The sequence below is a fragment of the Oceanobacillus sp. MO10714A genome (genome assembly GCF_037072045.1).
GTDB lineage: Bacteria > Bacillota > Bacilli > Bacillales > Amphibacillaceae > Oceanobacillus > Oceanobacillus indicireducens.
In genome coordinates this window covers 1-25,065 of record NZ_JAXHDC010000027.1, presented here as the reverse complement: position 1 = coordinate 25,065, position 25,065 = coordinate 1, and the positions used below count along the sequence as shown (strand labels likewise).

Sequence of the window (25,065 nt, the reverse complement as noted above, 5' to 3'; positions counted from 1 at the left end):
ACTTGGGATAAATATACATGATGAGAAAAGTTTAGGATTCGCGGTTTACTTCTGCCAAATTTTTAATCAACTCTTCTGCCACTTTATATCGTTCATGTTCGGTTTCCCTCTTCCATGTGACGACAATTTTAAGCTTCGTGTTTTCTGTTCCGAGTTGGACATTACGACCAAAGCGGTTTGCGAGTTCAAAGAGCTTCGCACCATCGACCATGTGGCTCCGATCTTCTTCCAATAATAATTCTAATTTTTTATTTTTCTCGGTAATAAATTCAACTCGTTCTTTGCGGCCATACAAGCGAAGTTTCGAGACAGTGAATAAATGTTCCACTTCTTCCGGATAGTCACCAAATCGATCAATGAGCTCATCCTGCAAGTCCGTAATATCCGTTTCTGAATCGATCGTCTGGAATAATTTATAAATATCAATCTTCTGCTTGCCATCCGGGATATAGTCTTCCGGAATATAAGCATCAATCTTCAAGGATATCTCTGGATCAAATGGCGTAATATCCTCGATTTCTTTCCCTTGTTTACGGGCATCGATTGCATCTTTCAACATTTTCGAATACAGATCATACCCCACGGAATCGATGAATCCATGCTGCTGGGAACCGAGGAGATTTCCTGCACCGCGAATCGATAAGTCGCGCATCGCAATCTTAAATCCAGAGCCTAGCTCCGTGAATTCCTTGATCGCCTGTAAACGCTTCTCAGCAACTTCGCTTAAGATTTTATCTTTTCGGTAGGTAAAATATGCATAAGCGACTCGGTTCGAACGACCGACACGTCCTCTCAGCTGATAGAGCTGACTTAATCCCATGCGGTCCGCATCATTGACAATAAGTGTGTTCACATTTGGAATATCAACACCCGTTTCAATAATCGTCGTACTCACCAACACATCAAATTCACCTTCAAGAAAGCTTATAATTACATTTTCAAGCTCTGACTCGTTCATCTGTCCATGGGCGACCCCAACACGAGCACCGTCAACGAGCATGCCGACATCCCGGGCAACCTTATCGATATTCTCGACACGGTTATAAAGGAAAAACACTTGCCCCGCGCGAGCCATCTCCCGTTCAATAGCTTCCCGTACGAGAATTGGATTGTATTCCATTACATACGTCTGAATCGGGAAACGATTTTCCGGCGGTGTTTCAATAACAGATAAATCACGCACACCGAGCATCGACATATGAAGGGTACGCGGAATTGGTGTTGCTGTTAGAGTAAGGACATCTACATTCGTTTTAATCTGTTTAATCTTCTCCTTATGCTTCACACCAAAGCGCTGCTCTTCGTCAACAATCAATAAGCCTAAATCAAAATACTCCACGTCTTTTGATAACAATCGGTGAGTACCTACAACAATGTCAACAGTACCTTTCTTCAAGCCTTTCAATGTCTCTGTTTGTTGTTTTCTTGTGCGGAAACGGCTTAATAATCCGATATTAATCGGGTAATCCTGGAACCGTTCACGGACCGTTTCGTAATGCTGTTGGGCTAGGATCGTTGTCGGGACAAGGAAAGCGACTTGCTTTCCGTCCATAATCGCCTTGAATGCAGCCCGAATGGCCACTTCTGTCTTCCCGTATCCAACATCGCCGCAAAGCAACCGATCCATTGGCTGTCGTCTCTCCATATCCTGCTTAATTTCCACAATACAGCGCAGTTGATCTTCCGTTTCTTGATACGGGAAGGCCGCTTCAAACTCCCGCTGCATTTCAGTATCCGGGGAAAAGGCATATCCTTTCCGTGATTCCCGTTCAGCATAAAGTTTAATAAGATCATCTGCAATATCCTCAACTGAAGACTGGACCCGGCGTTTTACCTTTGTCCACTCTGATCCGCCAAGTTTATAAAGCTTCGGTTCCTTTCCTTCCGAACCGACAAATTTCTGTACGAGATCGATCTGATCAATCGGGACGAATAACTTGTCATCCCCAGAGTAACGAATCAGCATATAGTCATTATGCATGCCATTCATTTCTAATGTTTCAATTCCTAAATATTTCCCTACTCCATGATTCGCATGGACGACATAATCCCCGACATTTAATTCCTGATAACTCTTGATGCGCTCCGCATTGGAAATTTTTTGGCTTTTCGGTTTCCGTTTCGTCTGTTTTTTGAAAAGTTCATTTTCCGTAATCACAACTAGTTTATGCATCGGAAGTTCAATCCCGCTCGATAAGCTCCCTGTAACAATGGTCGGCTTCGTTACCGGAAGCTGCAACTCCTTCGCAACGACTGATTCAATTTGATAATCTTCTAAAATTGATTGGATCTTTCCGGCTCGTTCCGCGTTCGGTGCTAGAATTAAGACAGATACGCCACCTTTTTCCCAGCGTTCGAGTTCACCTTTAAATAAAGGCATCTGTCCGTGGAATTCCTGCATTGCCCGAGATGAGAGATTAATAATATTCTCTGGTTGTGTATTCGGGATATGTCGGAGGAAAACAGACATATATATGCGCTGTTGCTTCATCTTCTCCATTACGGTCTGCCAATCAAAGGAAAAATGGGTGTCTTTCACCATTCGGTTCGATTCAAGTAAGCTGCTATACCACTCGGCCTCCTCTGTATCAAGGTTCGTAGCCGTTTCTTGAATTCTTCCCATTTCCTCTAAAATAAGCAGACCGTCACTCGGAAGATAATCTAGTAAACTCTTAGGATCTTCGTAGAAAAATCCAATATACTTATGCATCTCCTGAAAGCGTTCCATGTTCCTGAGTCGGCTAATATCATACTCGACCGTTTCAAGCAGCTCTTCCTTTGCTTCTTTCGATGTTTTATTCTTGAGGCTTTCCGCCAGTGCCTTTTCAATTCGTGCAGCAGCGGCAAGAAGGTCTTCCTGCGTGAGAAGAAGCTCGGTTGCCGGGCCAATTGTAATTTCTTCAGTCCGTTCGAGAGACCGTTGTGTATCCGCATCGAAAAAGCGGATGGAGTCAATTTCCACATCAAATAATTCAATCCGGACTGGATGTTCCTCTGTTAGTGGATAAATATCAATAATTCCACCGCGTTGGCTGAATTCTCCCGGCGCCGTTACCATCTGCGCTCGTTCATAGCCCATCTCGACTAAAAAGGAGAAATAAGCTTCTACATCTATTTCTTCACCCTCTTTAAAATAGAGCTGATATTTCAACCATTCACTAGGATGTGGCAGCATCCGTTTCAGGCCTGCAATCGGGGCAATTAAAATATCCGCCTTCCCGGCAGTCCAGGCCGAAAGTGCTTCCAAACGCTGACTTCTCAATTCGGGGCTAGCTGTCGCAATTTCTGATGCGATCAGCTCGTTCACCGGGTATAGATGTACCCGTTCCTCTCCTACAAGCTCGGCTAAATCGTCATATAGCTGCTCCGCCTGCAACAATTGATGAGTAACTAATAATACCGGTCGCTTCAACGACTCATTAATAGCTGAAACGAGCATACTCCTAGCGGGCCCAGTAAGACCCGCCACGAGCTGCTCCCTCATCCCATTCGATATTCCACTCATAATCGACTGGAAATCTTCTTTTTCCTGTAAAAACTGATATATTTCTTTAATCATTATACCACTCTACCTATTTCAAAATAAATGCAAAAAACGCTTTGGTCCGTACCAAAGCCTGTTCAACCTATTGTATAAAATAATCGAGTTCATGATAATGAGGATGCTCCTGCAATGCAGCCTCACACGTATCACAAATCGCGTAAATCTTTATATCACCATTTGCCTGATATTCCATCATTTCCTGTTTTTCCTTTGCTGTTAATCGATCAATTCCAAGAACCGAGGCATCTAGAACTTGTTCCTCCAGTCTGCCAATCTCTTGGGTGCAATGTCTGCAATGATAGATAATTGCCACGTAAATCGCCTCCTCGGATATCTATACTTAAAGTGTATCCGAAAAAGCCCCGATTATACGCGCCTACTCACACTTACTCGTTATAATCATTCATGACATCAATGAACTTTTTACCTGCCACCCACTCTTCGCAAGCGTCAGCAGATTTCGCGATACTTTCCTTGATCGTGTCCCGTTCTGCTTTAGCAAAATCAGCAAGTACATAATCAACGACAGCAACCGTATTAGCCGGTCTACCTACGCCGAAACGAATGCGGTTAAACTCTTTCGTTCCAAGATGTTCGATTATAGAACGCATCCCATTATGACCACCATGACCACCTTTTGCCCGCAAGCGAATCTTTCCGGTCGGTAAATCAAGATCATCATAAATGACGAGCAAATCTTCCGGTTCAATGCTGAAATACTCCATTAATGGGCGGACAGCATTACCGGACAAGTTCATGAAGGTCTGAGGTTCTAAGAAAATGACCTTTTCCCCAGCGAGGTTCTCCATTGCATATTCACCGTTGAACTTCTTCTTATTCAATTTAAACCCATGACGGGATAACAACTCGTCGACGACCATAAAACCAATATTATGACGTGTCTTCTTGTACTTTCTTCCAGGGTTTCCTAACCCGACAATTAGCTTCATCCTTATTCTTCCTTCTGTAAAATTTTATCACGTATGAACAGTCTGTAATACCCCCTCCTCAAAATATGAGGGAAACCCAAAATATGAAGGTGTGGGGATATACAGTCCGTAAATACCTGATTCTGTTCAACTAACATTCAGGGGCGGGTGGTAAGGAAACCCCCACTGAATGAGTTTCACTTCATCCGGAATTTTCAAAAAATATGCCCTTATATTCTCATAACACTTAACAAGCCCTCCTATAGAAACCAATATGTTCCTGCTAGGAGGGTTGTTCTTTACTATATCATTAAACTGCTTAAATTATTCTTCGTCTGATTCTTTCGCATCAACAAGCTCAGGCTCTGCACCATCGTCAGGAAGCTGTGTTTCTGGCTCCTCTTCAGTTGGAGGTACGATTGTGACAATAACTGCATCCGGCTCATCCACAAACTCATACTTATCAGATGCTGGTAAATCCTGCACGGTGATTACATCTCCAATTTGAAGTTCAGATACATCCACTGTAATCTCATCTGGGAAGTTAGCAGGCTTTGCATTAACAAGCACTTCATACTGTGGCTGCTGCATGACGCCGCCCTCTTTTGCACCAGCTGCTTCTCCTTCGATACGTACCGGTACAGAAACTTCCATTTCCTCGGACATATCAACAACGTAAAAGTCAACATGGATGAGCGAGTCTTTAATTGGATCGATTTGATATTCGTGAAGCATCACATCAACGGAAGTGCCATTTTCAACATCCAATGTGATAATTGCGTTTCTTCCTTCGTCACGAACTGTTTTCAATAATTCAACACTATCAACTGCAACGGTTTTCGAATCTTTATCTTTACCGTAAACAACTGCAGGAACTTGTCCATCTGCACGTAATTGTTTTGTTACTGAATTACTTAAATCGTCCCTCTTTAATGCTTTAAGCTTTATTGCCATCTTCATCATCCTCCAAATAATTTTCTATTGTAAAATAGACAAATTTGATCATGTAATTAAGTATAGATATATACCTTTTTACGTAATGAATGAAACTATTAATCGAATAGAATGCTTACAGACTGCTCTTCGTGAACACGAATGATTGCTTCACCAATTAAAGGAGCGACCGACAAGGCAGTAATTTTATCCAGTTTCTTCTCTTCTGGAAGTGGAATACTGTTCGTAACAACCAACTCTTTGATCGCGGAATTTTCAATTCGGTCAATAGCTGGACCTGATAAAACAGGATGTGTACAACAAGCATACACTTCTGTCGCACCATTTTCAATTAAAGCGTCTGCCGCGAGGGTGATTGTACCACCTGTATCAATGATATCATCAATTAAAATTGCAGTTTTACCTTCCACGTTCCCAATGATATTCATGACCTCTGCAACATTTGGCTTCGGTCTGCGCTTATCAATAATCCCGAGAGGCGTTTTCAGACGGTCAGCAAGTTTTCTTGCTCTTGTTACACCACCATGATCCGGAGAAACGACGATAATGTCTTGTAAATTCTTTTCCTCAAAGTAGTCAGAAAGAATCGGCACACCTTGTAAATGGTCAATTGGAACATTAAAGAATCCTTGAATCTGCGGTGCATGAAGATCTAGTGTGATGACACGCGTTGTACCAGCTGTCTCAAGTAAATCAGCAACAAGCTTCGCTGCAATTGGTTCCCTTGCACGCGCTTTCCGGTCCTGTCTTGCATATCCATAATAAGGCATCACGATATTGATTGATTTTGCTGAAGCACGTTTCAGTGCATCGATCATAATTAATAATTCCATTACATGATCATTAACCGGTGCACAAGTGGATTGCAGAACGTAAACATCACTGCCACGAATGCTTTCCTCGATATTAATTTGAACTTCACCGTCACTGAATCTTGATACGGTACATTTACCCAGCGGGATACCAAGATGTTCTGCGATCTCCTCTGCCAGTGCGGGATTTGAATTTAGTGTAAATAGTTTTAACGAGCCATCCTCATATTTAGATGCCATGGAATTAACCCTCCGTTGTTATTTTTTTCCTTTAAATCGTTCTGCATAATCTTCTTTATTCGTTTGTCTTGCTCTTGCAATTGATAAAGCATTTTTCGGTACATCTTTATTGATTGTTGAACCTGCAGCCACATAGGATCCTTCGCCAATCGTAACCGGCGCAATCAAGTTTGAGTTACAGCCGACAAATGCATTGTCTTCAATTTTTGTAAGGTGCTTTTTCTTCCCGTCATAGTTAACTGTAATCGTTCCGCAACCAATATTTACATGTTCCCCAACATCCGCATCACCCATATAACTTAAATGGGAAACCTTACTATTATTGCCAAGGGAGGTTTTCTTCAATTCGACAAAGTTACCGACCTTCGTATCGTTGCCGATAACAGACTCTGGGCGCACATGAGCAAATGGTCCAACAGCGACGCCTTCACCGATTTTACTATCGTGAACAACGCTTTGCTTGATCACTGTTCCTTTACCAATCGTCGACTGGTGCAGTTCACTGTTCGGACCAATCACAGCATCTGCTTCTATGGTTGTCTTTCCGGTAATCCGTGTTCCTGGATAGATCGTCACATCTTGACCGATAACAGCATCTGCTCCGATATACGTATTGTTCGGGTCAATAAGCGTAACCCCGTTTCGCATATGCAATTCATTGATACGTTGCTTCATAATCCGCTCCGCTTCAGCAAGCGCCACTCGGTCGTTTACCCCAAGTGTTTCCTCAAAGTCCGGTGTGAGATAAGCGGTTACTAATTTATTTTCGGCTTTTAAAATTTCAATAACATCTGGTAAATAATATTCACCCTGGGCGTTATCATTGGAAACTTTCCTAAGTGCCTCAAATAAATCTTGGTTATTAAAGCAGTATGTACCAGTATTTATTTCATTAACGAGTAATTCGGCTTCATTCGCATCTTTATGTTCGACAATGCGTTCCACTTCTTTATCCGCATTCCGAATAACCCTCCCATATCCAGCAGGGTCAGGAGTGTTCGCTGTTAAAATTGTTGCGCTAGCTTTCGTTTCCTCGTGATGTTCTACTAGCTTGCGGAATGTTTCTCCTGTAATCAGCGGGGTATCTCCGCATGCAACAATCGTCGTCCCTTGGGCATCCTTTAATAGATCTTCCGCCTGGAGGACAGCATGGGCTGTTCCTAATTGTTCTTCCTGCACAACATATTCTGTTTGTGCTCCAAGCTCTTCTTGAACTTTTTCCGCACCAAAACCAACAACTGTAATATTTTTATCTAAATTAACGACATTTAACTGGTCAATGACATGCTGTACCATCGGCTTTCCCACCACAGGGTGCAGCACCTTATAAAGCTTTGATTTCATTCTTGTACCTTGCCCTGCAGCAAGAATTACCGCATAGCGATTTGTCATAAAGAAACCTCCATTATTCTATTTGTCCACTTTAAAATATATCGTAAACGTATGAGGATTTCAAGAATTGTTGAATATTGCGCTGGATTTTAAACGCCGAAAAAAGATGGTATTGGAAGGTTTGTGAATTAATGGCAAAAAAAAGAGGCTAACCTGTGTAAGATTAGTCCCCCCTGTCTATCATCAATCATTTTAGGAAGCACCTGCTTCTTCAAATTCGACTTCATTTTCTCCCGATAGTCGGTAAGCTTCCAGTACCGCCTCTTGAATCTTATTTCTCGTATTTGAATTAATTGGATGGGCAATATCTCTAAACTCTCCATCCGGCGTACGTTTAGACGGCATTGCTACGAAAAGTCCATTATTTCCGTCAATCACACGAATATCATGGACAACGAATTCTTGGTCCAAAGTAATTGATGCAATTGCACGCATTCTGCCCTCTGTATTTACGCGGCGCAATCTTACGTCAGTAACTTCCACGATGTGTTTCACCACCTTTTCCCATTTGAACTCTACATGTATAGTTCAACAAAACTCTTAAAATTCCTGCTTTAATTCATAAAAAATTAATTTTCTTACTAAAAGTTTTAAAAGGAAAAGATTACGGTGAAATTATTTGAAATTACCAGGTACAATCTCCATCTGATTTCCCTTTGTATCCACTTCGGAAATCTTAATCAGTGATGTATAGTTGGTTACTTTTCTTTCTTCGTCTTCGTCATCTGCTTCCGCGAATACTCCAATTGCTTTCACTTCCGCATCAAACTCGGCAAGTAAATTCGTAATCCCTGTTATCGTTCCTCCTGCCTTCATGAAATCATCGATGATACATACATTTGAACCTTCTTTCAAACTGCGTTTCGGAAGGACCATCGTTTGAATTCTTCGGGAGGAACCTGAGACATAATTGATACTGACCGAGGAACCCTCCGTCACTTTCGGGTCCCTTCTTGCAATTACGACCGGTACCTGGAGAAAAGATGCTACTGCATAGGCAAGTGGAATCCCCTTCGTTGCTACGGTCACAATTGCATCAAGTTCAATTTCTGAAAATCTGGAAGCAAAAATACGGCCGATTTCTCGGACCGTTTTCGGGTCACCTAAAAGGTCACTCATGTATAGATAGCCACCGGGTAAAATCCGTTCCGGGTCTTTTAGCTTTTCACATAATTCAAGGATGAAAGACTCGTCATAAGCATCAGCATTTTTCGGAATATAACGGACGCCTCCACCAGCTCCTGTCGTCCGGTGAAGTATCCCCAGCCCTTGCTGCTCAAACACGTCATGTATAATATCAAGATCCTCACTTATCGAGGACTTTGTTGTACCGCATAAGTCCACAAAGTAAGGTAATTGTGTATGTGTATGGGGGTTTTCCAAGAAAAATTGTGTTAACACGATTAAACGGTTACTTCTTTTCATTACGACACCTCAAAACCGTATATTTTATCTAAATATACCACTTTCGTACGTGTTTTGGCAATATTTAGCCGAGGAGGCGGACGAGATACACTTCATCACAGAAACCGCGCATTCCATTATAAATCTTCTTCGCCTTCTCTTGATGCTCCACTAAACCATATACGGTCGGTCCCGTACCGCTCATTAAAACACCGGGTGCCCCCAAATTTTTCATCGTATCTTTAATCCGCTTTACTTCCGGATGAAGCGTAATTGTAATTGCTTCCAAAGAGTTGCCAATATACTTACAGATTGCGGATAAATCTCTCGCATGAAGCGCTCGAATAAGGGCTTCATTATTAGGATGCGTTAGCTCCTCCACTTTTACATGTTGGAAAATCGTTCGAGTCGATACACCAATATCCGGTTTTGCCAAAACAACCCAACAGGGCGGCGGAGAGGGAAGCTTTTCCACAATTTCACCGAAACCACGCGCAATTGCCGTCTCACCGTACAGACTAAACGTCGCATCGGACCCGCACTTCGCCGCAATGAGGGCTAAGTCCGCCAGTTCAAGGTCAAGGGACCATAATCGATTGAGTCCTCGAACCACAGCCGCCGCGTCGGTACTACCGCCCCCGAGACCGGCCGAGACAGGAATATGTTTATCAATCTTAATATGGACACCTTTTGTAATACCAAATTTTTCTTTAAAAAGCTTTGCCGCCCGATATGCTAAATTCCGCTCATCATTCGGTACATAACGGCTTTCCATGGAAATTCTAATTCGATCTTCTTCAAGAGATGTAAATTCCAGTCGATCAGCTAAATCAATTGTCGTCATAATCATTTCCACATCATGGTATTCATCAGTTTCCCGTTTGCGCAATACATCAAGCGACAAATTTATTTTTGCTGGTGCCTTCTCTATGATCGTCATGCTCCTTCACCTGCTCCTGAAACGAAAAGTTAAACAAATTGTATCATAATCCCCATAGAGGTGCGACCTTCAAAAGCAGAAGCGCCCGCATATCGACGTACGGCGCCGGAGTGGGACTAACGGAACCTTCGCAAAGGAAAAAAGCAAGCGACTAGCGCTTGCCTTTTTCTAGGTTCTCCTCAGCCATTTCAATAGCACGTTTCACCATATTCCCGGCATCCCGTGCTTTGATGCCACCCCAGCCCTCTTGCTGGACCGTGTCGTAAAACCCTAACTCTTTGGCGATTTCTTCTTTCAGCTGGTCTGACATGATTCCTCTACGCCTTCCCATGAAAAAACAGCTCCTTTTCGTTAGTATCGTTACGACACACTTAGCTTGACCTATCTGCAAAGAATGAACCGCGGAAGGTTACGGAAACGGTGGGAAAATCGAACAAAGGAGCTTGAGCCGGACGTGCTAGCCCTGGATACTTAAGTTATCACAGCATTTTTATTTTATACTTATCTTTTTTAAAAAAATAAAGCAGTGGAGTTGTAATAATCCACTGCTTTATTCGCGTCTCTATCTTTGGTCTAAAAATTTTAGTTCAACTGTCTCTGTTAAAATGTCTGCGTAGCTGTATGACACACGTTCGAATGCATTTTCGTCTTGATCAAGTTCCACGATAAATACAGAAGGATAAGTTTCTGCTAATACCCCGGATCTGACAATCGTTTTTCTTCTGCCTCCATTTGCCTTCAAGCGCAAACGTCTACCTATTTGGCAGTCAAGACCTTGCTTAATTTCGTTCAATGTTTTAGCCAATACACTCCACCTCACTGCTTCTTATTATAGCATAGGCTCGTTCATTAGTCAAATGAAACTAAATATTATAACAGGATTGCATTTTACCTGTCAACAATAAAATTAGGTCTTATTACGTATTATTAGTAATTATTAACTTTTTATGTACGGTTTGCATAAAAATTATCGGATAACGCTTTATTACTGCCCAAGTCTCCAAAAAAACAAGACAAATATCCTGAGCTAGAAAGCAGATAAAGGAGAGGAGAGCAGCGCCCGCATACACACTTTTTTCAATATCGGGTTTAGCATGAGTATTAAAGTCCATTATGTGTAGCGTTTCAGCGGGGATGATTACACATCGTATCGCCGCTGGAGAGCACTGACAGAGCTTATCAGTGATCTACTCCCTGCATTTTATTGTCACTGGAAGTCACGGACAAGCTCTTCGTATTTTTTAGGTTTTAAAATTCAATGATGTTATTGGTTGAGGTGTTTGGCTCGGTAGGTTCTTCTTCTGTGCCGTCAAGGTAAGGCATTCCCGTTCGAAGGAGACCGCGAGTTTCGACGCCACCCATGCCTTTTTCTCCAGTTAATGTGTTGCGGAGAACGTCCGAAACATTGACGCTTTCCATAAAAGGAGTATAAGCAATTTTTGCTGCGATATAAACAGGATCCAATGCGTGAATGTTAATTCGGTATGGTGAGCTTGCGAAATTCGCACCAGCTCGGATAATCGACTCAAAATGGGATTGGCACGCACCGGCAAAAATAACGAGCTGATCAAGATGGGGATTCACCCTTCTTGCTTCCCGCACCGTTTCGGCAAAATACTTGGAATTTCGGTATGCACGTAAATCCTTTTTTTCGCCTTTGTTTTTTGAATAGGAGTCATGACCGGTAATGATAATTAAATTTGGCTGAATCCTTTCAATCAGTGGGCCAATCGCCTGGGGCATATCCTTTTCAAGTAAGTGGACACCGTGCACATGTAAGCCTACCCGCTGATAAAGACTGATACATTTCCGCAAATAAATCGGGTCACCATCCAAGTGTAGGACCTTAGCAGGAAGCTGGAAATATGAAAAGTTCCGCTCATAACCGCCACTTATCTGATGTGCTTTTTTCTCCCGCATCAACTGGTAATCTTGACGGAATAAACGATAAGAAAATTCTTCTTTCTCTTTCGATTTTTTTTGCCGTATTTCCAAATCCGCACGAGCTACTATCGTTAAATCTTCAATTGGCGCATCAGCTTGCAGACGCATTTCCGTACCACGCAAGAGTACTTGCTCTTTTTCTAATTCGGACACACGAAAAACTATATCATGGTTATAGGATTTCCGTGTTACAATATCACCAATTTTTATATCCATATATCCACCTCATCGCCCAGCATTCCTTTTATAGGCTATGAAAGATGTTTATAATCTGTGCTTTTAAATCCGTGCTTCACTGTTTTAAAACTTGCCTTAAAAAAGCTAATTTTTTCTTTGTATAATCAGTGGTGTAGGTGGAATAGGTATCCATAAAAACATGGCTTAATCTTACTTTATTTTTATCAATTAGATACAGCTCATTTGTTACACCAAGACGATTTAATTTTGCCGCCAAATCCTTTGCTTGATCAGGGAATGTACCTGTATTCCCATCTGCAATAAACACAGGTGGAAAATGTTCCGTCGCGTGGTCAATTACATTTCCTTGTTCAGCATATTCATCCGTACCATTAAGCAAATGTTCCTTTTGGAAATAATTTCTGCTGAATTGATAGAAAATCCAATTAGAAGAAGCAACTGGGGATTTTGTTTTCCCCATTCTTTCTAAATCAAGTGCCGCAGAATCTAAAACAGCAGCTTTAATAGCATCCCGAGAGATAACAGGAGTAATTCCTATTTTCTCTGCATACGCCTGATTCGTTTGCACGTTCAAAAACTGTCCGACAATCTGCCCTCCAGCACTGCTACCCGCAAAAATAACTGCTGACATATCTACCCCATATTTATTCCCCTGTTCTTGCATAAATTCGACAGCCTGAGACAATTGTTGTAAAGGCACTGGATAGGTATATCCTGGAGATAGAGCATAATTGATTGAGACGACATTATATCCTGCATCAAGCAACTGCTCATAGTAAGCATTATCCTCCAGCTTTTTATCACCTATCGTCCAACCACCGCCATGCACAAAAAAATACGTTGGTCTTTCTATATTCGGATCGTTGTTTACAATATACACATCTAAATAGCTATTTGGATAATCCTTGCCATACTCAATATCACTTATCTTTAAATGACCATGTTCCAACGTTTTCTTTTCCGGGGGAAGTGCATCATAACTATTGCCATATCCCTTGTACGATTGAACGACACTCATTAATGGAGCGGGCGTTATAAAGTTTACAATCACAACAAATGAAACCAAACTTGAAATGACAATTCCTACTGATTTTAGCAACCGACGTGTAATTCTCCACCTATTCGACCCAGTATTTTTATCACGTTCAAATAACTTTCCGCTGATAATAAAGCAATAAAATCCAATTCCAATTACAAGCATTTGAGCCACTACAAAAGCTGGATACCAATCCGTAATAAGCCAAGTCACTTCAAACAAAATAGCAAACCCACTGGAAGCAAGCGTAACAGTTCGAATAATTCCTCCATTCCTTTTAAGATAAAGGCTGGAGATAACAAGAAAAATAAGCAAGCATAAAATCAGTACACCTATCATTCTGCCAGCATTCACATAATAACTTTCCATCCACACTAGGAGTATGAATAGTCCCCCCGCTATACTCCATACATAACGATATAAACGGCGGCTTTTATTCCCCATTAGCATTTACATCACCCAACACATTTTTAGGATTTTTTATACACTTTCTTTAATCAGGCTTCCACTTATTTTCTAAATCAAACGTATACGACAAAGAGAAGGCCACAATTACGATTATACAAAACAATTCCCCTTAAGATTAAAATCTTAAGAGGAAATTGATACTTATATCTTCATCTTAATTGAGCAACATATTTATGATATATTCTTCTTTTAAATCAGGAGAAGCTTCGCGCTACAATAGTATGAAATGAATGCGCTTTAGCTTTTGACTTTTCCGTCCGTGCCCCGTCACCATGTTTGAAAGAAGGGGGAATGACAGCCGATTAAAGTGAAATTAAAAACTACTTTTTCAATAAAACATAGGGCTGAAATTACCGCATTTCTTAACATGAATACAAAAGAATCGGAGAATGGTATATGGAAAATATTGTTTTGGTTAGTATCGCAGTTATCATTGTCGTTGGTATTTTCTCACAATGGCTAGCTTGGAGGATTCAATGGCCATCCATTGTCATCATGTCAATTGCCGGTTTATTGCTGGGACCTGTATTTGGCCTGTTTAATCCACAAGAAGCTTTGGGAAACCTGTACAGTCCATTGATCTCGCTCTCGGTCGCGATCATTTTATTTGAAGGCAGCTCGAGTCTTGATATTCGAGAAATCAAAGGCGTATCCAAATCCGTCTTTCGGATTGTTACGATAGGTGCATTCATCGCTTGGATCGGTGGAGCAATTGCTGCGCATTTTATAGCCGGCCTGAGCCTAGAAATTTCATTTATTATCGGTGGTCTATTTATCGTAACAGGACCTACCGTTATTCTTCCTTTGCTAAGAAACGCAAAGTTAAAACCGCGAACGGCAGCAGTACTTAAATGGGAAGGTATTATTGTAGATCCCTTTGGTCCGCTGCTTGCACTATTTGCTTATGAAATAATCAAAGTATTAACGAATGATAGCCTGCACGCAAATTATATATTTAATTTCCTTTTAAGTGCAGTTATTGCTATTATTCTCGGTTATGTAATCGGTATGCTTGTCAGTTTTATGATTAACAAAGGATTATTTCCGGAATATTTAAAGTCCCCTATTATCATTTCCTTTGTACTGCTTTGCTTTACCTTGGCAGAAGTTGTGATGCATGAAACAGGTATGCTCGCAGTAACCGTAATGGGATTAACGATAGGTCGTACGAAACACTATATATCATCGATTGGGCAAGACGTGAGCCAATTTGTGGAAAATGTTTCTGTTTTATTAACGTCAACCATTTTTATTTTACTAACCGCTTCCTTGACACGTGAAACCATTGCCGAAATGTTTACATGGCCAATTATCGGGTTCGTTCTTGTAATGCTATTTATCGTGCGTCCTTTATCCATTTGGCTTTCTACTGCCGGTACAGAGCTTTCCAATGCTGAAAAAATTCTGATTGGCTGGATAGCGCCACGAGGAATTGTCGCACTATCTGTTTCCGGATATTTTGCGACCATTCTCTTGAATGATGGGGAAGGTGCTGCAATGCTTACAGCCCTAACCTTTGCACTTGTATTTATTACGGTTTGCGCACATGGTTTTTCCCTCAGACCAATCGCTAAGGCTCTTGGGCTCGCTAACGACGCTGCACCCGGTATCCTTTTAGTTGGGGCCAATAGTTTTTCAATTGCACTCGCGGATTATTTACAGAAGATAAATATACCTGTGTTAATTAGTGATTCTTCGGCCACACTGCTTCAACCTGCCGTGAAAAAGAAAATTCCTGTCTACCACGGTCAAATTCTTGCAGAACACAGCGAATACGAGGTAGACCTGACACCATATGAAACCATCCTTTGCTTAACTGGAGATGCTGCATTTAATGTGCTAGTCAGCCAATCCTATGCACCAAAATTCGGACATAATCACACCTTTACGCTTACCAGCGAGAGCTATAAGCAGCAGGATTCGAAAAAAATTCCTTTTGCAGGAAAGGCTAACCTTTTATTTCGTGAAGATGCTGTATTCACTGAACTAAATAAGAAAATCAATACGGGATATAAAATACAAGCATTGCCAATGAACCACCAAGATAAAATAGATTTGCTTCCTGAGGACGCTATTCCGCTGTTAATCAGAAAGAAGAATACCATTCAGCTGATTACGCTTAGAAGCAAAATAATGCTTGATGAAGGAGATCAACTCGTCGTTTTACAAAAAGGTAAGTCAGAATAACAGAAAACCACCACTTATTCTTCTTTTATAGAACAAGTGGTGGTCTAGCTTGTTGACTTACTTTATAATTGTGTAGCTAAAAAAATTAATATTTTTTTAATAATCATGTATTACAGTATAGACAACACGATAAATCAAGGAGGTAAAAGTATGGGTCCTCTACTATTATAAGATATCCGGTAGAAAAAAAGTCAACCTCCTGTTCTTATCTGCTTTTAACAAGTAGGCTGACAGCTTCTTTAATTAATTCTCCTTCATCTGTTCCATCTTTTTCTGCTGCTCGAACACATTCAACTAAATTCGAACTCACAATAACACCTAATGTTCTATCTACTGCGGACCGAACAGCTGATAATTGTGTAACAACATCCTTACAATCTTTATTTTCTTCCATCATCTTTAAAATCCCTCGGAGCTGCCCTTCCATCCGCTTTACTCTATTTTTCATTTGATCATTATATTCCATGCTTATTCTCCTTTTTCAAGAAATAGTAAACAACCTTATAATATACCCACGCCCGTATTTTGTCAATATAACTGCAAGGACTCACAATTTCATAACAATTGACACATTACCCTAAGGGGTATATGATATAAGCATAAGTCAAATTTCTTACGCCTTACGATAAATAACATATACCCTACCAGGTAAATTAGTAAAAGAGGAGTGTGCATGATGGGAAAAAAGATAGTAATCATTGGCGGAGTGGCCGGTGGAGCCTCCGTTGCCGCTAGAGTAAGAAGATTGGATGAGCGTGCAGAAATTATCATGTTTGAAAAAGGACCTCATGTATCATTTTCCAACTGTTCCTTACCCTATCATCTGAGTGGAATTGTTGAAGATAGCGAGCAACTCGTTCTAATGAATCCAAACATATTTAAACAACGCTATAACATCGAGGCACGAGTTAATCAAGAAGTTATCAAGATCAATCGAGATAGAAAAACAATCACTGTAAAAGATTTAATGACAGATAAAACCTACGAAGCAGCATACGACAAATTGGTATTATCACCTGGAGCGAAACCGATTAAGCCAAACTTAGAAGGCATCCATAACGACAACGTGTTTACGATCCGTAATGTGGTCGATATCGAGAATGTAAGGAATTTTATCAAACAAAAAGACTTAAAGGACATCGCCGTAATTGGGGGTGGCTTCATTGGTGTAGAAGTTGCTGAAAACCTTAAGCTCGCTGGACACAATGTATCATTAGTCGAGTTTGCCAACCAAGTCATGGCACCGTACGATTACGATATGGCACAAATCCTTCATAAAGAAATGGTGGATAATGGCATTGAACTCATTCTAGACGATGGATTAACAAAAATTGGAGACGGTTATGTCGAAACAAGTTCAGAGAAAAGGATAAAGGCAGATGCGGTCATCTTAGCCATCGGTGTGAGACCGGAAACGACATTAGCGGAAGAATCAAACCTCGAAATTGGGAACACCGGCGCAATCAAAGTTGATCATAACTATTTAACAAATGATAAAAATATTTATGCTGTCGGAGATGCAATTGAAGTGCATCATCGCTTATTACACAAACCGACAAGACTTGCACTGGCAGGACCAGCTCAAAAGCAAGCGAGGGCTGCGGCTGATCATATGTATGGTATTCCGAACAGAAATCAAGGCGTAATCGGTTCATCATCCATCAAGCTTTTTGACTTGAATGCAGCTTCAACTGGACTAAATGCGAAAACCGCTGAACAAGCTGGAATTACTCATGATACCGTTTATGTCATGCCTGGAGATAAGGTAGGTTTGATGCCGGACAGTAATCCGATGCATTTTAAATTAGTCTATGAATACCCGACAGGTAGAATTCTTGGTGCTCAAGCAATCGGGAAGGGAAATGTCGATAAACGGATTGATGTTATTGCAACGATGATCACAATGAATGGTACATTGGAAGACTTAAAAGACCTTGAGCTAACATACTCTCCAATGTTAGGGACAGCTAAAGATGTTGTAAATCATGCTGCACTTGTGGCCCTCAATCAGTTAGAGGGACGCTATCAGGAAGTAAAAGTTTCCGAAGTCCGTGGATTAGTTGAGAACAATGCCTTTATTATCGATGCTAGAGAAAAAGGCGAATTTGAATCAGGTCATCTAAAGAACGCAGTGAATATTCCGCTAAGTGAATTCAGAGAACGACTAACCGAAATTCCTACAGACAAACCGGTGTATATCCACTGTCGCTCAGGTCAACGAAGCTATAATATGGTCATCGCGTTAAATAATCTTGGGTATACAAACATACACAATATTTCCGGTTCCTACTTAGGTATTAATCTTTATGAATACTTTAATGATCTCGTTACTGGAAGAGAAAAAATCGTAACTGCATATAATTTTAACTAATGAGGTATTCACATGAATCAGACAACAATCGTATATACATCAGCGCTATGCCCAGTATGCGGCATGGTTAAAAGCTTTCTCGATACGTTAGAAATACCGTATCAAGAAGTGAATGTGGATATGAACCCGGTCGCCATGCTTCAACTGATCACGAAAACAGGAAGGTTGTCTGTTCCACAAACGAAGATAAATGGGAAGTTGATTTCCGGTTTTAATCCGGAGAAGATGATGCAAGCATTGAATGGTTCATTACTATAGCAAAAGGCTGGGACAAAATAGAGCAGAGCGATGTCCCTGCCTTTTTACTTTTTCATTCAAAAATATGACTTAAATCCAGCTCCAATCCAGGTAAGCTTTGAATAGCAATGTTATCATCTTTTGTAAATATTCCTTGCAGTTTGTACCCAGCATCCGTTAAAAGATGAATAAACTTGCCCATCAATTAATTCGATTCGTTTTCCTTCAGACCATATTAGGTAATCAGCATACGAATACTTTTTATCACTGCTCGGGATAGCCATATTACCATTCCTTTCAACTACTATTAAAGTCTAAGAAAACTAACGATCAATTCTTCCGATCACTTTCATTCAGCGTTAGTGCAATTTTCTTCTGGAGGTCCGCAGTCCAGACACCTCTCGCTTTCCGCAGGCGGCTGGTGAGCCTCCTCGTACGCTTTGCGTACCGCGGGGTCTCACCTATGCCTTTCGACGAACAGGAAGTTCTAATGCCAGCGTTGGTCGCAGGACGTGACCGTTCTTAGCCGGCCTCCTGCAGGAGTCTCGAGGTGTCTGGACTGCTCCGAGGAAAAGCGTGATTTGGATTACTGTTTAATATTCCGGAAGTACAATCCTTATCATAACGGAATAATTTCTTTTTAAAATAATCCTTTAGACTAGTTCAGTTGCCCGGCGGACGGTGACTCCTACGGGAAAAGCACGAGTCCGAAGACCTGAGCGGGAACCGAGGCAGACTAAGAACGCTCTCGTATGTGGCAACGTCTGCATTAGCACGTCCTGTGCGTCGAGGCTTCGGCCGTGCCTTAGGATGCGCATCCGTCCGCCGGGCAATTGAACGGCGATTAGAACGCCATAATTAGTGAACGAACCAGACACTAACGCTGAATGAAAGTAATAGGGTCTCTTTTAGATAAGGATATCCAAAGAAGGCTGGTTATGCAACATGATCTAGAATTCAAACGAAAAACCGGACCGTCGCCATACATATAATCCCTACAAGAACGGTAGCTGATAAACTCTTTGTCCACAAGGCAATAAAAAGCGTTGGGATGATTGCAGCAAGCACTCTCCAATCTATTGCTAATACTGACGCATCTTGAATGATAAAGCTATCAACAATCAAAGCGGTAAAAATACAAACCGGTATAAATGAAAGCCATTTGACGACAACTTTTGGAAGGGCTATATTTCTAATAACGATGAATGGAATAACCCTCGGAATAAAAGTTACAATCGCACAGCCCAATATAATTAAAAGTACGGTTAGATTAATACTCATTTGTCTTTTACCACTCCAATCGTAGCAACAATGACTGTAGTTAAAAGAATCGCGATATAGGAAGGTACGAACAGACAAAATACGATCATCAGTACAACGACATAACCAATTAAAGATAAATAAAAATTCAGTTTACCTACATCGATATGCTCTAACTGCAGTACAAGTAAGGCAAGGAACATAGCGGTTAAAGCAAAGTCCAATCCGAGTACTTCCGGATTGGAAATCCATTTTCCAAAAATCGCACCTGCGACACAGGATAAAATCCAAAAGATATACGCGGTTATATTCAATCCGTTCATCCAGCGATCATTGAACGTTTCTTTTTGGACAATCTTATTCGCAGCGACACCAAATGACTCATCTGTGACAAGGGCACCGATCCCAATATTTTTCAACAGAGAATAGTTTGTGAAATAAGGAGCCAATGTCATACTCAATAGCAAATGCCTTAAATTCACAATGAAAGTTGTAAATACAATAACAGAAAAAGGACTGCCTGCTACAATCAAAGCGCAGATAATAAATTGGGATGCACCAGCATAAACGAGTATAGATAAAAGGGCAACTTCAAGCACACTCAAATTTGATGAAGCACCCACAATTCCTGCAGCAATGCCTATACTGATATAACCAAATAAAGTTGGAATACAATCCTTTACACCTTGAGAAAAAGTAGACAATTTATATCCATCATCCATCTTTTTTGCCAACTCACTCATTATTTCCTCACCCTCTTGTACGCAATACTAAACATATGTATGTTATATTATTCCCTACATGCTATAATAAACATATCAAAGAGTCAAGGAGATTTTGTATGGAATTCATTCAAGAAGTGATTGCAGACAATCTTGCTGAAATAAGAAAAGCAAGGGGATTAAGCTTTGACCAATTAGCCGAATTGACTGGTGTCAGTAAAGCAATGCTAGCTCAAATCGAAAGAGGCAAGTCCAATCCGACCGTCACTACACTTTGGAAAATCGCTAACGGGCTACAAGTATCTTTTTCAAGTTTTCTTAAGGAAAATGAGAAACCTAAAATCGAAAAAATAGACATGTCGAAGCTCAGTCCTGTCCTCGATGACGGAGGTAATTATCTTGTCTATTCCGTCTTTCCATTTCATCCGGAGAAGAAATTTGAAATTTTCACCGTAGAATTGCAGCCTGGTTTCAGTCACCAAGCAGAGAAGCATATTGGTGAAGAGTATATATTAATCCAACGCGGGACACTTACGATTGAGATTCATGATGAGGAATTTGAATTAAAGGCGCATGAAACCATTAAGTTTCCTGCAAATACAGTTCATGTCTATACAAACGCCACGGATGAGCTGGTCAGATTTTACACCGTTATTTTTTATCCGGAATGATCATAAGAATTTGAACCTCTCATGACTAAGTCACGAGTTTCTTGGGAAGAGAGCATACTTAATGAACGGTGGCATACACGATTTATAAGCAGTTTCTCTTATCGATCAAGCTAGCCTCGTGGTTTTTAATCTTCCTTTGTAAGTTATCATCTCATGCTTGACACCAAAAACTGCCAAAAACGTTGTTAAATCAATGTTTTTAGCGGTTTTTTCGATGGCAAAAATAGCGTACTATTTTCCATTGTAAAACTAAGCCGTAATAGAAAATCAAAAAAAGACAGGCCTTTATCCTTAGAGAGGGAAAAAGACTTGTCTTTTTTTATTAAAGAAATGTTCCGTTACCCTTTTGTTTCTTTCAAATTGCGAACCTTCTCAGGTGTTACATCCTGACCTAACGGGTCCATCACTTTCACCCCAGAAAATGTATCAAGTACTTGCCCGCGGATTGCTCGTAAATAATTTTCCCGAAGCACTTTCTGTTCAGCTTTTTCCTCATGAGTTAGCCCAGCTTCACGTTGCTTTTTAGCTAATTCATTAATTCTCGGTAAGATTTCAATTATGTTATTTTCCTCCTTTTCTTCAATTGGAGCTAGTTTTGCTTCAATCTCCGCTCGACGTTCTTCAAGAAACGGTGGTAAATCAAGTTGCTCGCCTAAGCTTTCGACATCACTATCCACCGTAAATCCTGGTTCATCCGTTGCTATTTCAAAAAGAATGCCGTTTGACTCTCGGAAATACAAGCTCTTGAAGTAGAACCGGTCAACAATACCTGACGAATGGAAACCTCTTTGTTTTACCTGTTCACTCCAATACTCTAGTTCTTCGTCATTTCGCACACGGATTGCCAAATGGTGAATACTGCCGCGACCTGGTCTTTCAGCAGGTCCATCCATATATTTCACAACAATTTCTCCAAAAGCTTCTCCTTCAACGGATTGAAAAATTGCTTCACTTTCATTCCGGATTACCTCTGTATAACCGAACATATCTGTAAGTGTATTTGCTAACTTTTCAAGTCGGCGTACAGTCATTTCAATCGGACCCATTCCTTGAATCTGATACTCTTTCGGAACATTTGATTTCTCCCATGTTTCCCAGTGGCCGATTCTTTCACTCGAAGCGAGCAACACGAGACGCAGTCCATCTGGATCTTCAAATTTTAATGCCGGGCGGTTCGCATATGTCCCTATTTCATCATGATATACGTCATATTTTTCAAAGCGTTCCTTCCAATAATGGAGGCTTTCCACTGATGATACTAATAACCCGATTCTTGTGATCGCGTTTGTTCCACGGTACGTATGTCCTGACATCGGAATCTCAAAAAAGGTCAGTTCCGTACCCGGACTACCTGTCTTGTCTCCATAAAATAAATGATACATCGATGGATCATCTTGATTCACCGTTACTTTCACACGGCGTAAACCTAGTACTTGTTTATAAAAGTGATTATTTTGACTGGCGTTCTTTGTAATCATCGAAATATGATGATGACCTGGTATGGTAAACATGTCAATCTCCTCCGTTTTTAAGTTTACTAGTCAACTGATGGCTAAAAAAATTGTTTATGCTTCATCTTCTAATTTTGCTTCGGTATGCTTCTGTAGTTTTGTCATTAATTTATATAATGTCTTCTGCTCTTCTTCTGTCAAACAACCATTCAGCATCGATGTTTGAAAATCAAGCTGATGGTGAAACACTTGCTGCATCTTCTCTTCCCCTTTATAGGTGAGAGAAATCCATTTCGTCTTCCAATCTTGCTTGCGCTGTATATAACCCTCTTGCTCTAGGCGAGTGAGCATGCGCGATATCCCACCTGGTGATACCGTTACCTTTGTGGCAAGATCACTTTGCATGATCGGCTGGTAAGTGGCTACCTGGTTCAACACATCGAATTGAGCAGCTGTAATATCGAATTGTTTTAGAAATTCGTTCGATAACAGGTTACTTTGATGGGTAAATCGCGCAATCCGTAACCAGATTAAAGAACCCAACGTATTCTTTTTCAAATTGCCTCACCCCCTTTCGTCGCTATCACTTTACCACTCAATTGATTGAGATGCAAGGAATTTATTTTGAATTAAATGTATTATTTTACGCGTAATCTACCTTTGGCATTTATAATCAAGTCCCCCCCTTAACCAACCAATTTTTATCCTATATGGAGGAAAAGATGAGGATTTATATAGAGAAAGTGCAAATTATATCACAATACACAACGTCATTAGCAATACTTTTTTTAAAAGTATTGCTAATGACGTTACGTAATGTGATTTAATTAATTCAGGGGGTTATGGAATGAAAGAAAAACGATATACTGTCGGTGAATTAGCAAAGTTATCTGGAGCAACGGTAAGAACCATTCAATACTACGATAGGATCAATTTACTTGTTGCACAGCGAGATAAGAATAAAAAACTAAGATACTATAACAAAAATGATTTAATGAGGCTCCAACAAATTTTATTCTATAAACGAATTGGCATGCCACTTAAAGAAATTAAAAATCACTTAACAAATTTCAATGATTTCTCTGATATGAAAAAGATTTTAAATAAACAGGCTGATATTCTATTCCAGCAAGAAATGGAAATTAAAATGAATTTGATTATTATTGAGGTTGTCAAAAATTCCATTGAGATGAATCCCAATAAGGATATAGAGCCGATAATGAAGCTGATATGCGGCTTAAATAAACAAACTGTATTGGATTATGCAAATGTTGAATACGATGAACGAACTAAAAAGGTATTTCAAAGCAGAGATATTGACTATAGAGAGATTATAGATTTCTACTGGCAGTGGAAACAGCTTATTTTGGAAGCCGCTGCGTTAAAGCTAAACAGTGACCAATATGAAAGTGAAGCGGGATACCAATTGGGAGAAAAATGGGATATATTCATCAAAAACGCTACGGATGACCCTGACATACTGGCGGAATATGAAAGAGGCTCTGAGCTAAGCGACCAATGGCCAGAGGAAGATTTAATTTTATACAATTTTTCCAAAGGTTTCATTGAAGCAGCACATCGCTATTATCTTGAGAGGAAGGATGAAATAAATGATTAAAACAGACAATCTGACAAAAAAGTTCGGTGACAAAACAGCGGTTGATCATTTAAATTTAACGCTTCAGCCAGGAGCAGTTACAGGCTTCCTTGGACCTAATGGATCTGGTAAATCAACAACGATGAAAATGATCATTTCCCTCGTTCAACCTACACATGGAAAAGTAATAATTGACGGAAAAAAATACAGTGATTTTTCAGAACCAGTGAAAAGAATCGGAACATTAATTGACCCATCCGCATTAGATAAAAACTTTACTGCGGAACAACATCTGTCGATTATTGCAACAGCGGCAGGTATTGAAAAAAGTAGAATAGAAGAAATACTGGAATTAACTGGATTGGAAAGTGTAAAAAATAAAAAAGTGAAATCTTATTCGTTAGGGATGAAACAGCGCTTGGGTGTTGCAACTGCATTGATTGGCAATCCCGACACAATTATATTAGATGAGCCCTTTAATGGCCTAGATATAGACGGTATTAAATGGCTGCGTAAGCTTTTCAGACAACTTGCTGACCAAGGTAAAGCCGTTCTTGTTTCCAGCCATTTAATGAGTGAAATACAAGCAGTTGCTGACCGGGTTATCATTATCGGACAGGGAAAGTTGCTAGCAGACATGACAATAGGGGAAATGAATGAAAAAAGTTTAAGTTCCTATGTTTATGTTGAAGCAAATGATATTGTTAA

Annotated in this window: 25 protein-coding genes and 1 pseudogene; 6 read left to right on the top strand and 20 right to left on the bottom strand. The window is 40.4% G+C overall.

What is annotated here, in order from left to right; genetic code table 11:
• Nucleotides 1-31 precede the first annotated feature (31 nt).
• From mfd to SPD53_RS13085, 13 genes are all read right to left on the bottom strand, one after another.
• Nucleotides 32-3,556: a transcription-repair coupling factor gene (gene mfd, locus SPD53_RS13145; RefSeq protein WP_336252835.1), complete on the bottom strand. Its 3,525-nt coding sequence runs from the start codon at nucleotides 3,554-3,556 to the stop codon at nucleotides 32-34.
• 70 nt (nucleotides 3,557-3,626) lie between these two features.
• Complete coding sequence (locus SPD53_RS13140) at nucleotides 3,627-3,857, bottom strand: anti-sigma-F factor Fin family protein (protein WP_336252827.1); 231 nt, start codon at nucleotides 3,855-3,857, stop codon at nucleotides 3,627-3,629.
• 73 nt (nucleotides 3,858-3,930) lie between these two features.
• Nucleotides 3,931-4,494, bottom strand: coding sequence for an aminoacyl-tRNA hydrolase (gene pth, locus SPD53_RS13135; RefSeq protein ID WP_336252826.1), 564 nt, complete (start codon nucleotides 4,492-4,494; stop codon nucleotides 3,931-3,933).
• Nucleotides 4,495-4,797: 303 nt separating this feature from the next.
• Complete coding sequence (locus SPD53_RS13130; protein ID WP_156857421.1) at nucleotides 4,798-5,427, bottom strand: 50S ribosomal protein L25/general stress protein Ctc; 630 nt, start codon at nucleotides 5,425-5,427, stop codon at nucleotides 4,798-4,800.
• A gap of 98 nt (nucleotides 5,428-5,525) precedes the next feature.
• Nucleotides 5,526-6,479, bottom strand: a complete 954-nt coding sequence (locus SPD53_RS13125; RefSeq protein WP_156857422.1) for a ribose-phosphate diphosphokinase — start codon at nucleotides 6,477-6,479, stop codon at nucleotides 5,526-5,528.
• Between the two features lie 18 nt (nucleotides 6,480-6,497).
• Nucleotides 6,498-7,871: a bifunctional UDP-N-acetylglucosamine diphosphorylase/glucosamine-1-phosphate N-acetyltransferase GlmU gene (gene glmU, locus SPD53_RS13120; protein ID WP_336252825.1), complete on the bottom strand. Its 1,374-nt coding sequence runs from the start codon at nucleotides 7,869-7,871 to the stop codon at nucleotides 6,498-6,500.
• A 192-nt stretch (nucleotides 7,872-8,063) separates the two neighbouring features.
• Nucleotides 8,064-8,354 (bottom strand): septation regulator SpoVG, encoded by a 291-nt coding sequence (spoVG, locus tag SPD53_RS13115; protein WP_156857424.1) that lies wholly within the window; start codon nucleotides 8,352-8,354, stop codon nucleotides 8,064-8,066.
• Nucleotides 8,355-8,486: 132 nt separating this feature from the next.
• Nucleotides 8,487-9,296: a pur operon repressor gene (gene purR / locus SPD53_RS13110; protein ID WP_336252824.1), complete on the bottom strand. Its 810-nt coding sequence runs from the start codon at nucleotides 9,294-9,296 to the stop codon at nucleotides 8,487-8,489.
• 64 nt (nucleotides 9,297-9,360) lie between these two features.
• On the bottom strand, nucleotides 9,361-10,215 hold the full coding sequence (gene ispE / locus SPD53_RS13105) for a 4-(cytidine 5'-diphospho)-2-C-methyl-D-erythritol kinase (RefSeq protein ID WP_156857426.1): 855 nt from the start codon (nucleotides 10,213-10,215) through the stop codon (nucleotides 9,361-9,363).
• Between the two features lie 151 nt (nucleotides 10,216-10,366).
• The gene (locus SPD53_RS13100) at nucleotides 10,367-10,546 is read right to left on the bottom strand and encodes a small, acid-soluble spore protein, alpha/beta type (protein ID WP_156857427.1); all 180 of its coding nucleotides are present in this window, start codon (nucleotides 10,544-10,546) and stop codon (nucleotides 10,367-10,369) included.
• A 231-nt stretch (nucleotides 10,547-10,777) separates the two neighbouring features.
• Nucleotides 10,778-11,020, bottom strand: a complete 243-nt coding sequence (gene veg / locus SPD53_RS13095; RefSeq protein ID WP_156857428.1) for a biofilm formation stimulator Veg — start codon at nucleotides 11,018-11,020, stop codon at nucleotides 10,778-10,780.
• Nucleotides 11,021-11,463: 443 nt separating this feature from the next.
• On the bottom strand, nucleotides 11,464-12,375 hold the full coding sequence (yabG, locus tag SPD53_RS13090; protein ID WP_156857429.1) for a sporulation peptidase YabG: 912 nt from the start codon (nucleotides 12,373-12,375) through the stop codon (nucleotides 11,464-11,466).
• Nucleotides 12,376-12,451: 76 nt separating this feature from the next.
• Nucleotides 12,452-13,837, bottom strand: coding sequence for an alpha/beta hydrolase (locus tag SPD53_RS13085; protein ID WP_336252823.1), 1,386 nt, complete (start codon nucleotides 13,835-13,837; stop codon nucleotides 12,452-12,454).
• A gap of 420 nt (nucleotides 13,838-14,257) precedes the next feature.
• Here SPD53_RS13085 and SPD53_RS13080 point away from each other — a divergent pair, with 420 nt between their 5' ends.
• A complete protein-coding gene (locus tag SPD53_RS13080) occupies nucleotides 14,258-16,048 on the top strand; it encodes a cation:proton antiporter (protein ID WP_336252822.1) in 1,791 nt (596 codons plus the stop codon).
• 205 nt (nucleotides 16,049-16,253) lie between these two features.
• On the opposite strand, the gene SPD53_RS13075 is transcribed toward SPD53_RS13080, so the two are convergent.
• Complete coding sequence (locus SPD53_RS13075; protein WP_156857432.1) at nucleotides 16,254-16,514, bottom strand: metal-sensitive transcriptional regulator; 261 nt, start codon at nucleotides 16,512-16,514, stop codon at nucleotides 16,254-16,256.
• Nucleotides 16,515-16,724: 210 nt separating this feature from the next.
• Between SPD53_RS13075 and SPD53_RS13070 the strand changes: the two genes are divergently transcribed.
• Nucleotides 16,725-18,419: an FAD-dependent oxidoreductase gene (locus SPD53_RS13070; RefSeq protein ID WP_336252821.1), complete on the top strand. Its 1,695-nt coding sequence runs from the start codon at nucleotides 16,725-16,727 to the stop codon at nucleotides 18,417-18,419.
• A 12-nt stretch (nucleotides 18,420-18,431) separates the two neighbouring features.
• Nucleotides 18,432-18,677 carry a glutaredoxin family protein gene (locus tag SPD53_RS13065; RefSeq protein WP_156857433.1) on the top strand — a complete coding sequence of 82 codons (246 nt, stop codon included), beginning with the start codon at nucleotides 18,432-18,434 and terminating at the stop codon, nucleotides 18,675-18,677.
• A 52-nt stretch (nucleotides 18,678-18,729) separates the two neighbouring features.
• Here the strand turns inward: SPD53_RS13065 and SPD53_RS13060 are convergent, their stop codons facing one another.
• The 3 genes from SPD53_RS13060 to SPD53_RS13050 form a co-directional block, all read right to left on the bottom strand.
• Nucleotides 18,730-18,858 carry a hypothetical protein gene (locus tag SPD53_RS13060; protein WP_255454408.1) on the bottom strand — a complete coding sequence of 43 codons (129 nt, stop codon included), beginning with the start codon at nucleotides 18,856-18,858 and terminating at the stop codon, nucleotides 18,730-18,732.
• A 755-nt stretch (nucleotides 18,859-19,613) separates the two neighbouring features.
• Nucleotides 19,614-19,937: an AzlD domain-containing protein gene (locus SPD53_RS13055; protein WP_156857434.1), complete on the bottom strand. Its 324-nt coding sequence runs from the start codon at nucleotides 19,935-19,937 to the stop codon at nucleotides 19,614-19,616.
• Nucleotides 19,934-20,659, bottom strand: a complete 726-nt coding sequence (locus SPD53_RS13050; protein ID WP_156857435.1) for an AzlC family ABC transporter permease — start codon at nucleotides 20,657-20,659, stop codon at nucleotides 19,934-19,936. The genes SPD53_RS13055 and SPD53_RS13050 overlap by 4 nt, the downstream gene beginning before the upstream one ends.
• 98 nt (nucleotides 20,660-20,757) lie before the next feature.
• Between SPD53_RS13050 and SPD53_RS13045 the strand changes: the two genes are divergently transcribed.
• Nucleotides 20,758-21,309, top strand: coding sequence for a helix-turn-helix domain-containing protein (locus tag SPD53_RS13045; RefSeq protein WP_336252820.1), 552 nt, complete (start codon nucleotides 20,758-20,760; stop codon nucleotides 21,307-21,309).
• A 338-nt stretch (nucleotides 21,310-21,647) separates the two neighbouring features.
• On the opposite strand, the gene SPD53_RS13040 is transcribed toward SPD53_RS13045, so the two are convergent.
• The 3 genes and pseudogenes from SPD53_RS13040 to SPD53_RS13030 form a co-directional block, all read right to left on the bottom strand.
• Complete coding sequence (locus SPD53_RS13040; protein ID WP_442946273.1) at nucleotides 21,648-21,860, bottom strand: DUF896 domain-containing protein; 213 nt, start codon at nucleotides 21,858-21,860, stop codon at nucleotides 21,648-21,650.
• A 21-nt stretch (nucleotides 21,861-21,881) separates the two neighbouring features.
• Nucleotides 21,882-22,820: pseudogene (locus tag SPD53_RS13035) on the bottom strand (ring-cleaving dioxygenase); the annotation flags it as partial.
• A gap of 54 nt (nucleotides 22,821-22,874) precedes the next feature.
• Complete coding sequence (locus tag SPD53_RS13030; RefSeq protein WP_156857438.1) at nucleotides 22,875-23,318, bottom strand: MarR family winged helix-turn-helix transcriptional regulator; 444 nt, start codon at nucleotides 23,316-23,318, stop codon at nucleotides 22,875-22,877.
• 289 nt (nucleotides 23,319-23,607) lie between these two features.
• On the opposite strand from SPD53_RS13030, the gene SPD53_RS13025 reads away from it, so the two are divergent.
• A complete protein-coding gene (locus SPD53_RS13025) occupies nucleotides 23,608-24,378 on the top strand; it encodes a MerR family transcriptional regulator (RefSeq protein ID WP_336252819.1) in 771 nt (256 codons plus the stop codon).
• Nucleotides 24,371-25,065: ABC transporter ATP-binding protein (locus SPD53_RS13020; RefSeq protein ID WP_336252818.1), on the top strand; the 695-nt coding region annotated here is incomplete at its 3' end. The genes SPD53_RS13025 and SPD53_RS13020, both read left to right, overlap by 8 nt.

What these genes read in the sequence shown, in the direction of transcription:
- pth (WP_336252826.1), bottom strand. Translation starts at nt 4,494, where the DNA reads ATGAAGCTAATTGTCGGGTTAGGAAACCCTGGAAGAAAGTACAAGAAG.
- SPD53_RS13130 (WP_156857421.1), bottom strand. Translation starts at nt 5,427, where the DNA reads ATGGCAATAAAGCTTAAAGCATTAAAGAGGGACGATTTAAGTAATTCA.
- SPD53_RS13125 (WP_156857422.1), bottom strand. Translation starts at nt 6,479, where the DNA reads ATGGCATCTAAATATGAGGATGGCTCGTTAAAACTATTTACACTAAAT.
- glmU (WP_336252825.1), bottom strand. Translation starts at nt 7,871, where the DNA reads ATGACAAATCGCTATGCGGTAATTCTTGCTGCAGGGCAAGGTACAAGA.
- purR (WP_336252824.1), bottom strand. Translation starts at nt 9,296, where the DNA reads ATGAAAAGAAGTAACCGTTTAATCGTGTTAACACAATTTTTCTTGGAA.
- ispE (WP_156857426.1), bottom strand. Translation starts at nt 10,215, where the DNA reads ATGACGATCATAGAGAAGGCACCAGCAAAAATAAATTTGTCGCTTGAT.
- SPD53_RS13100 (WP_156857427.1), bottom strand. Translation starts at nt 10,546, where the DNA reads ATGGGAAGGCGTAGAGGAATCATGTCAGACCAGCTGAAAGAAGAAATC.
- yabG (WP_156857429.1), bottom strand. Translation starts at nt 12,375, where the DNA reads ATGGATATAAAAATTGGTGATATTGTAACACGGAAATCCTATAACCAT.
- SPD53_RS13085 (WP_336252823.1), bottom strand. Translation starts at nt 13,837, where the DNA reads ATGGGGAATAAAAGCCGCCGTTTATATCGTTATGTATGGAGTATAGCG.
- SPD53_RS13080 (WP_336252822.1), top strand. Translation starts at nt 14,258, where the DNA reads ATGGAAAATATTGTTTTGGTTAGTATCGCAGTTATCATTGTCGTTGGT.
- SPD53_RS13075 (WP_156857432.1), bottom strand. Translation starts at nt 16,514, where the DNA reads ATGGAATATAATGATCAAATGAAAAATAGAGTAAAGCGGATGGAAGGG.
- SPD53_RS13070 (WP_336252821.1), top strand. Translation starts at nt 16,725, where the DNA reads ATGGGAAAAAAGATAGTAATCATTGGCGGAGTGGCCGGTGGAGCCTCC.
- SPD53_RS13065 (WP_156857433.1), top strand. Translation starts at nt 18,432, where the DNA reads ATGAATCAGACAACAATCGTATATACATCAGCGCTATGCCCAGTATGC.
- SPD53_RS13060 (WP_255454408.1), bottom strand. Translation starts at nt 18,858, where the DNA reads ATGGGCAAGTTTATTCATCTTTTAACGGATGCTGGGTACAAACTGCAA.
- SPD53_RS13055 (WP_156857434.1), bottom strand. Translation starts at nt 19,937, where the DNA reads ATGAGTATTAATCTAACCGTACTTTTAATTATATTGGGCTGTGCGATT.
- SPD53_RS13050 (WP_156857435.1), bottom strand. Translation starts at nt 20,659, where the DNA reads ATGAGTGAGTTGGCAAAAAAGATGGATGATGGATATAAATTGTCTACT.
- SPD53_RS13045 (WP_336252820.1), top strand. Translation starts at nt 20,758, where the DNA reads ATGGAATTCATTCAAGAAGTGATTGCAGACAATCTTGCTGAAATAAGA.
- SPD53_RS13025 (WP_336252819.1), top strand. Translation starts at nt 23,608, where the DNA reads ATGAAAGAAAAACGATATACTGTCGGTGAATTAGCAAAGTTATCTGGA.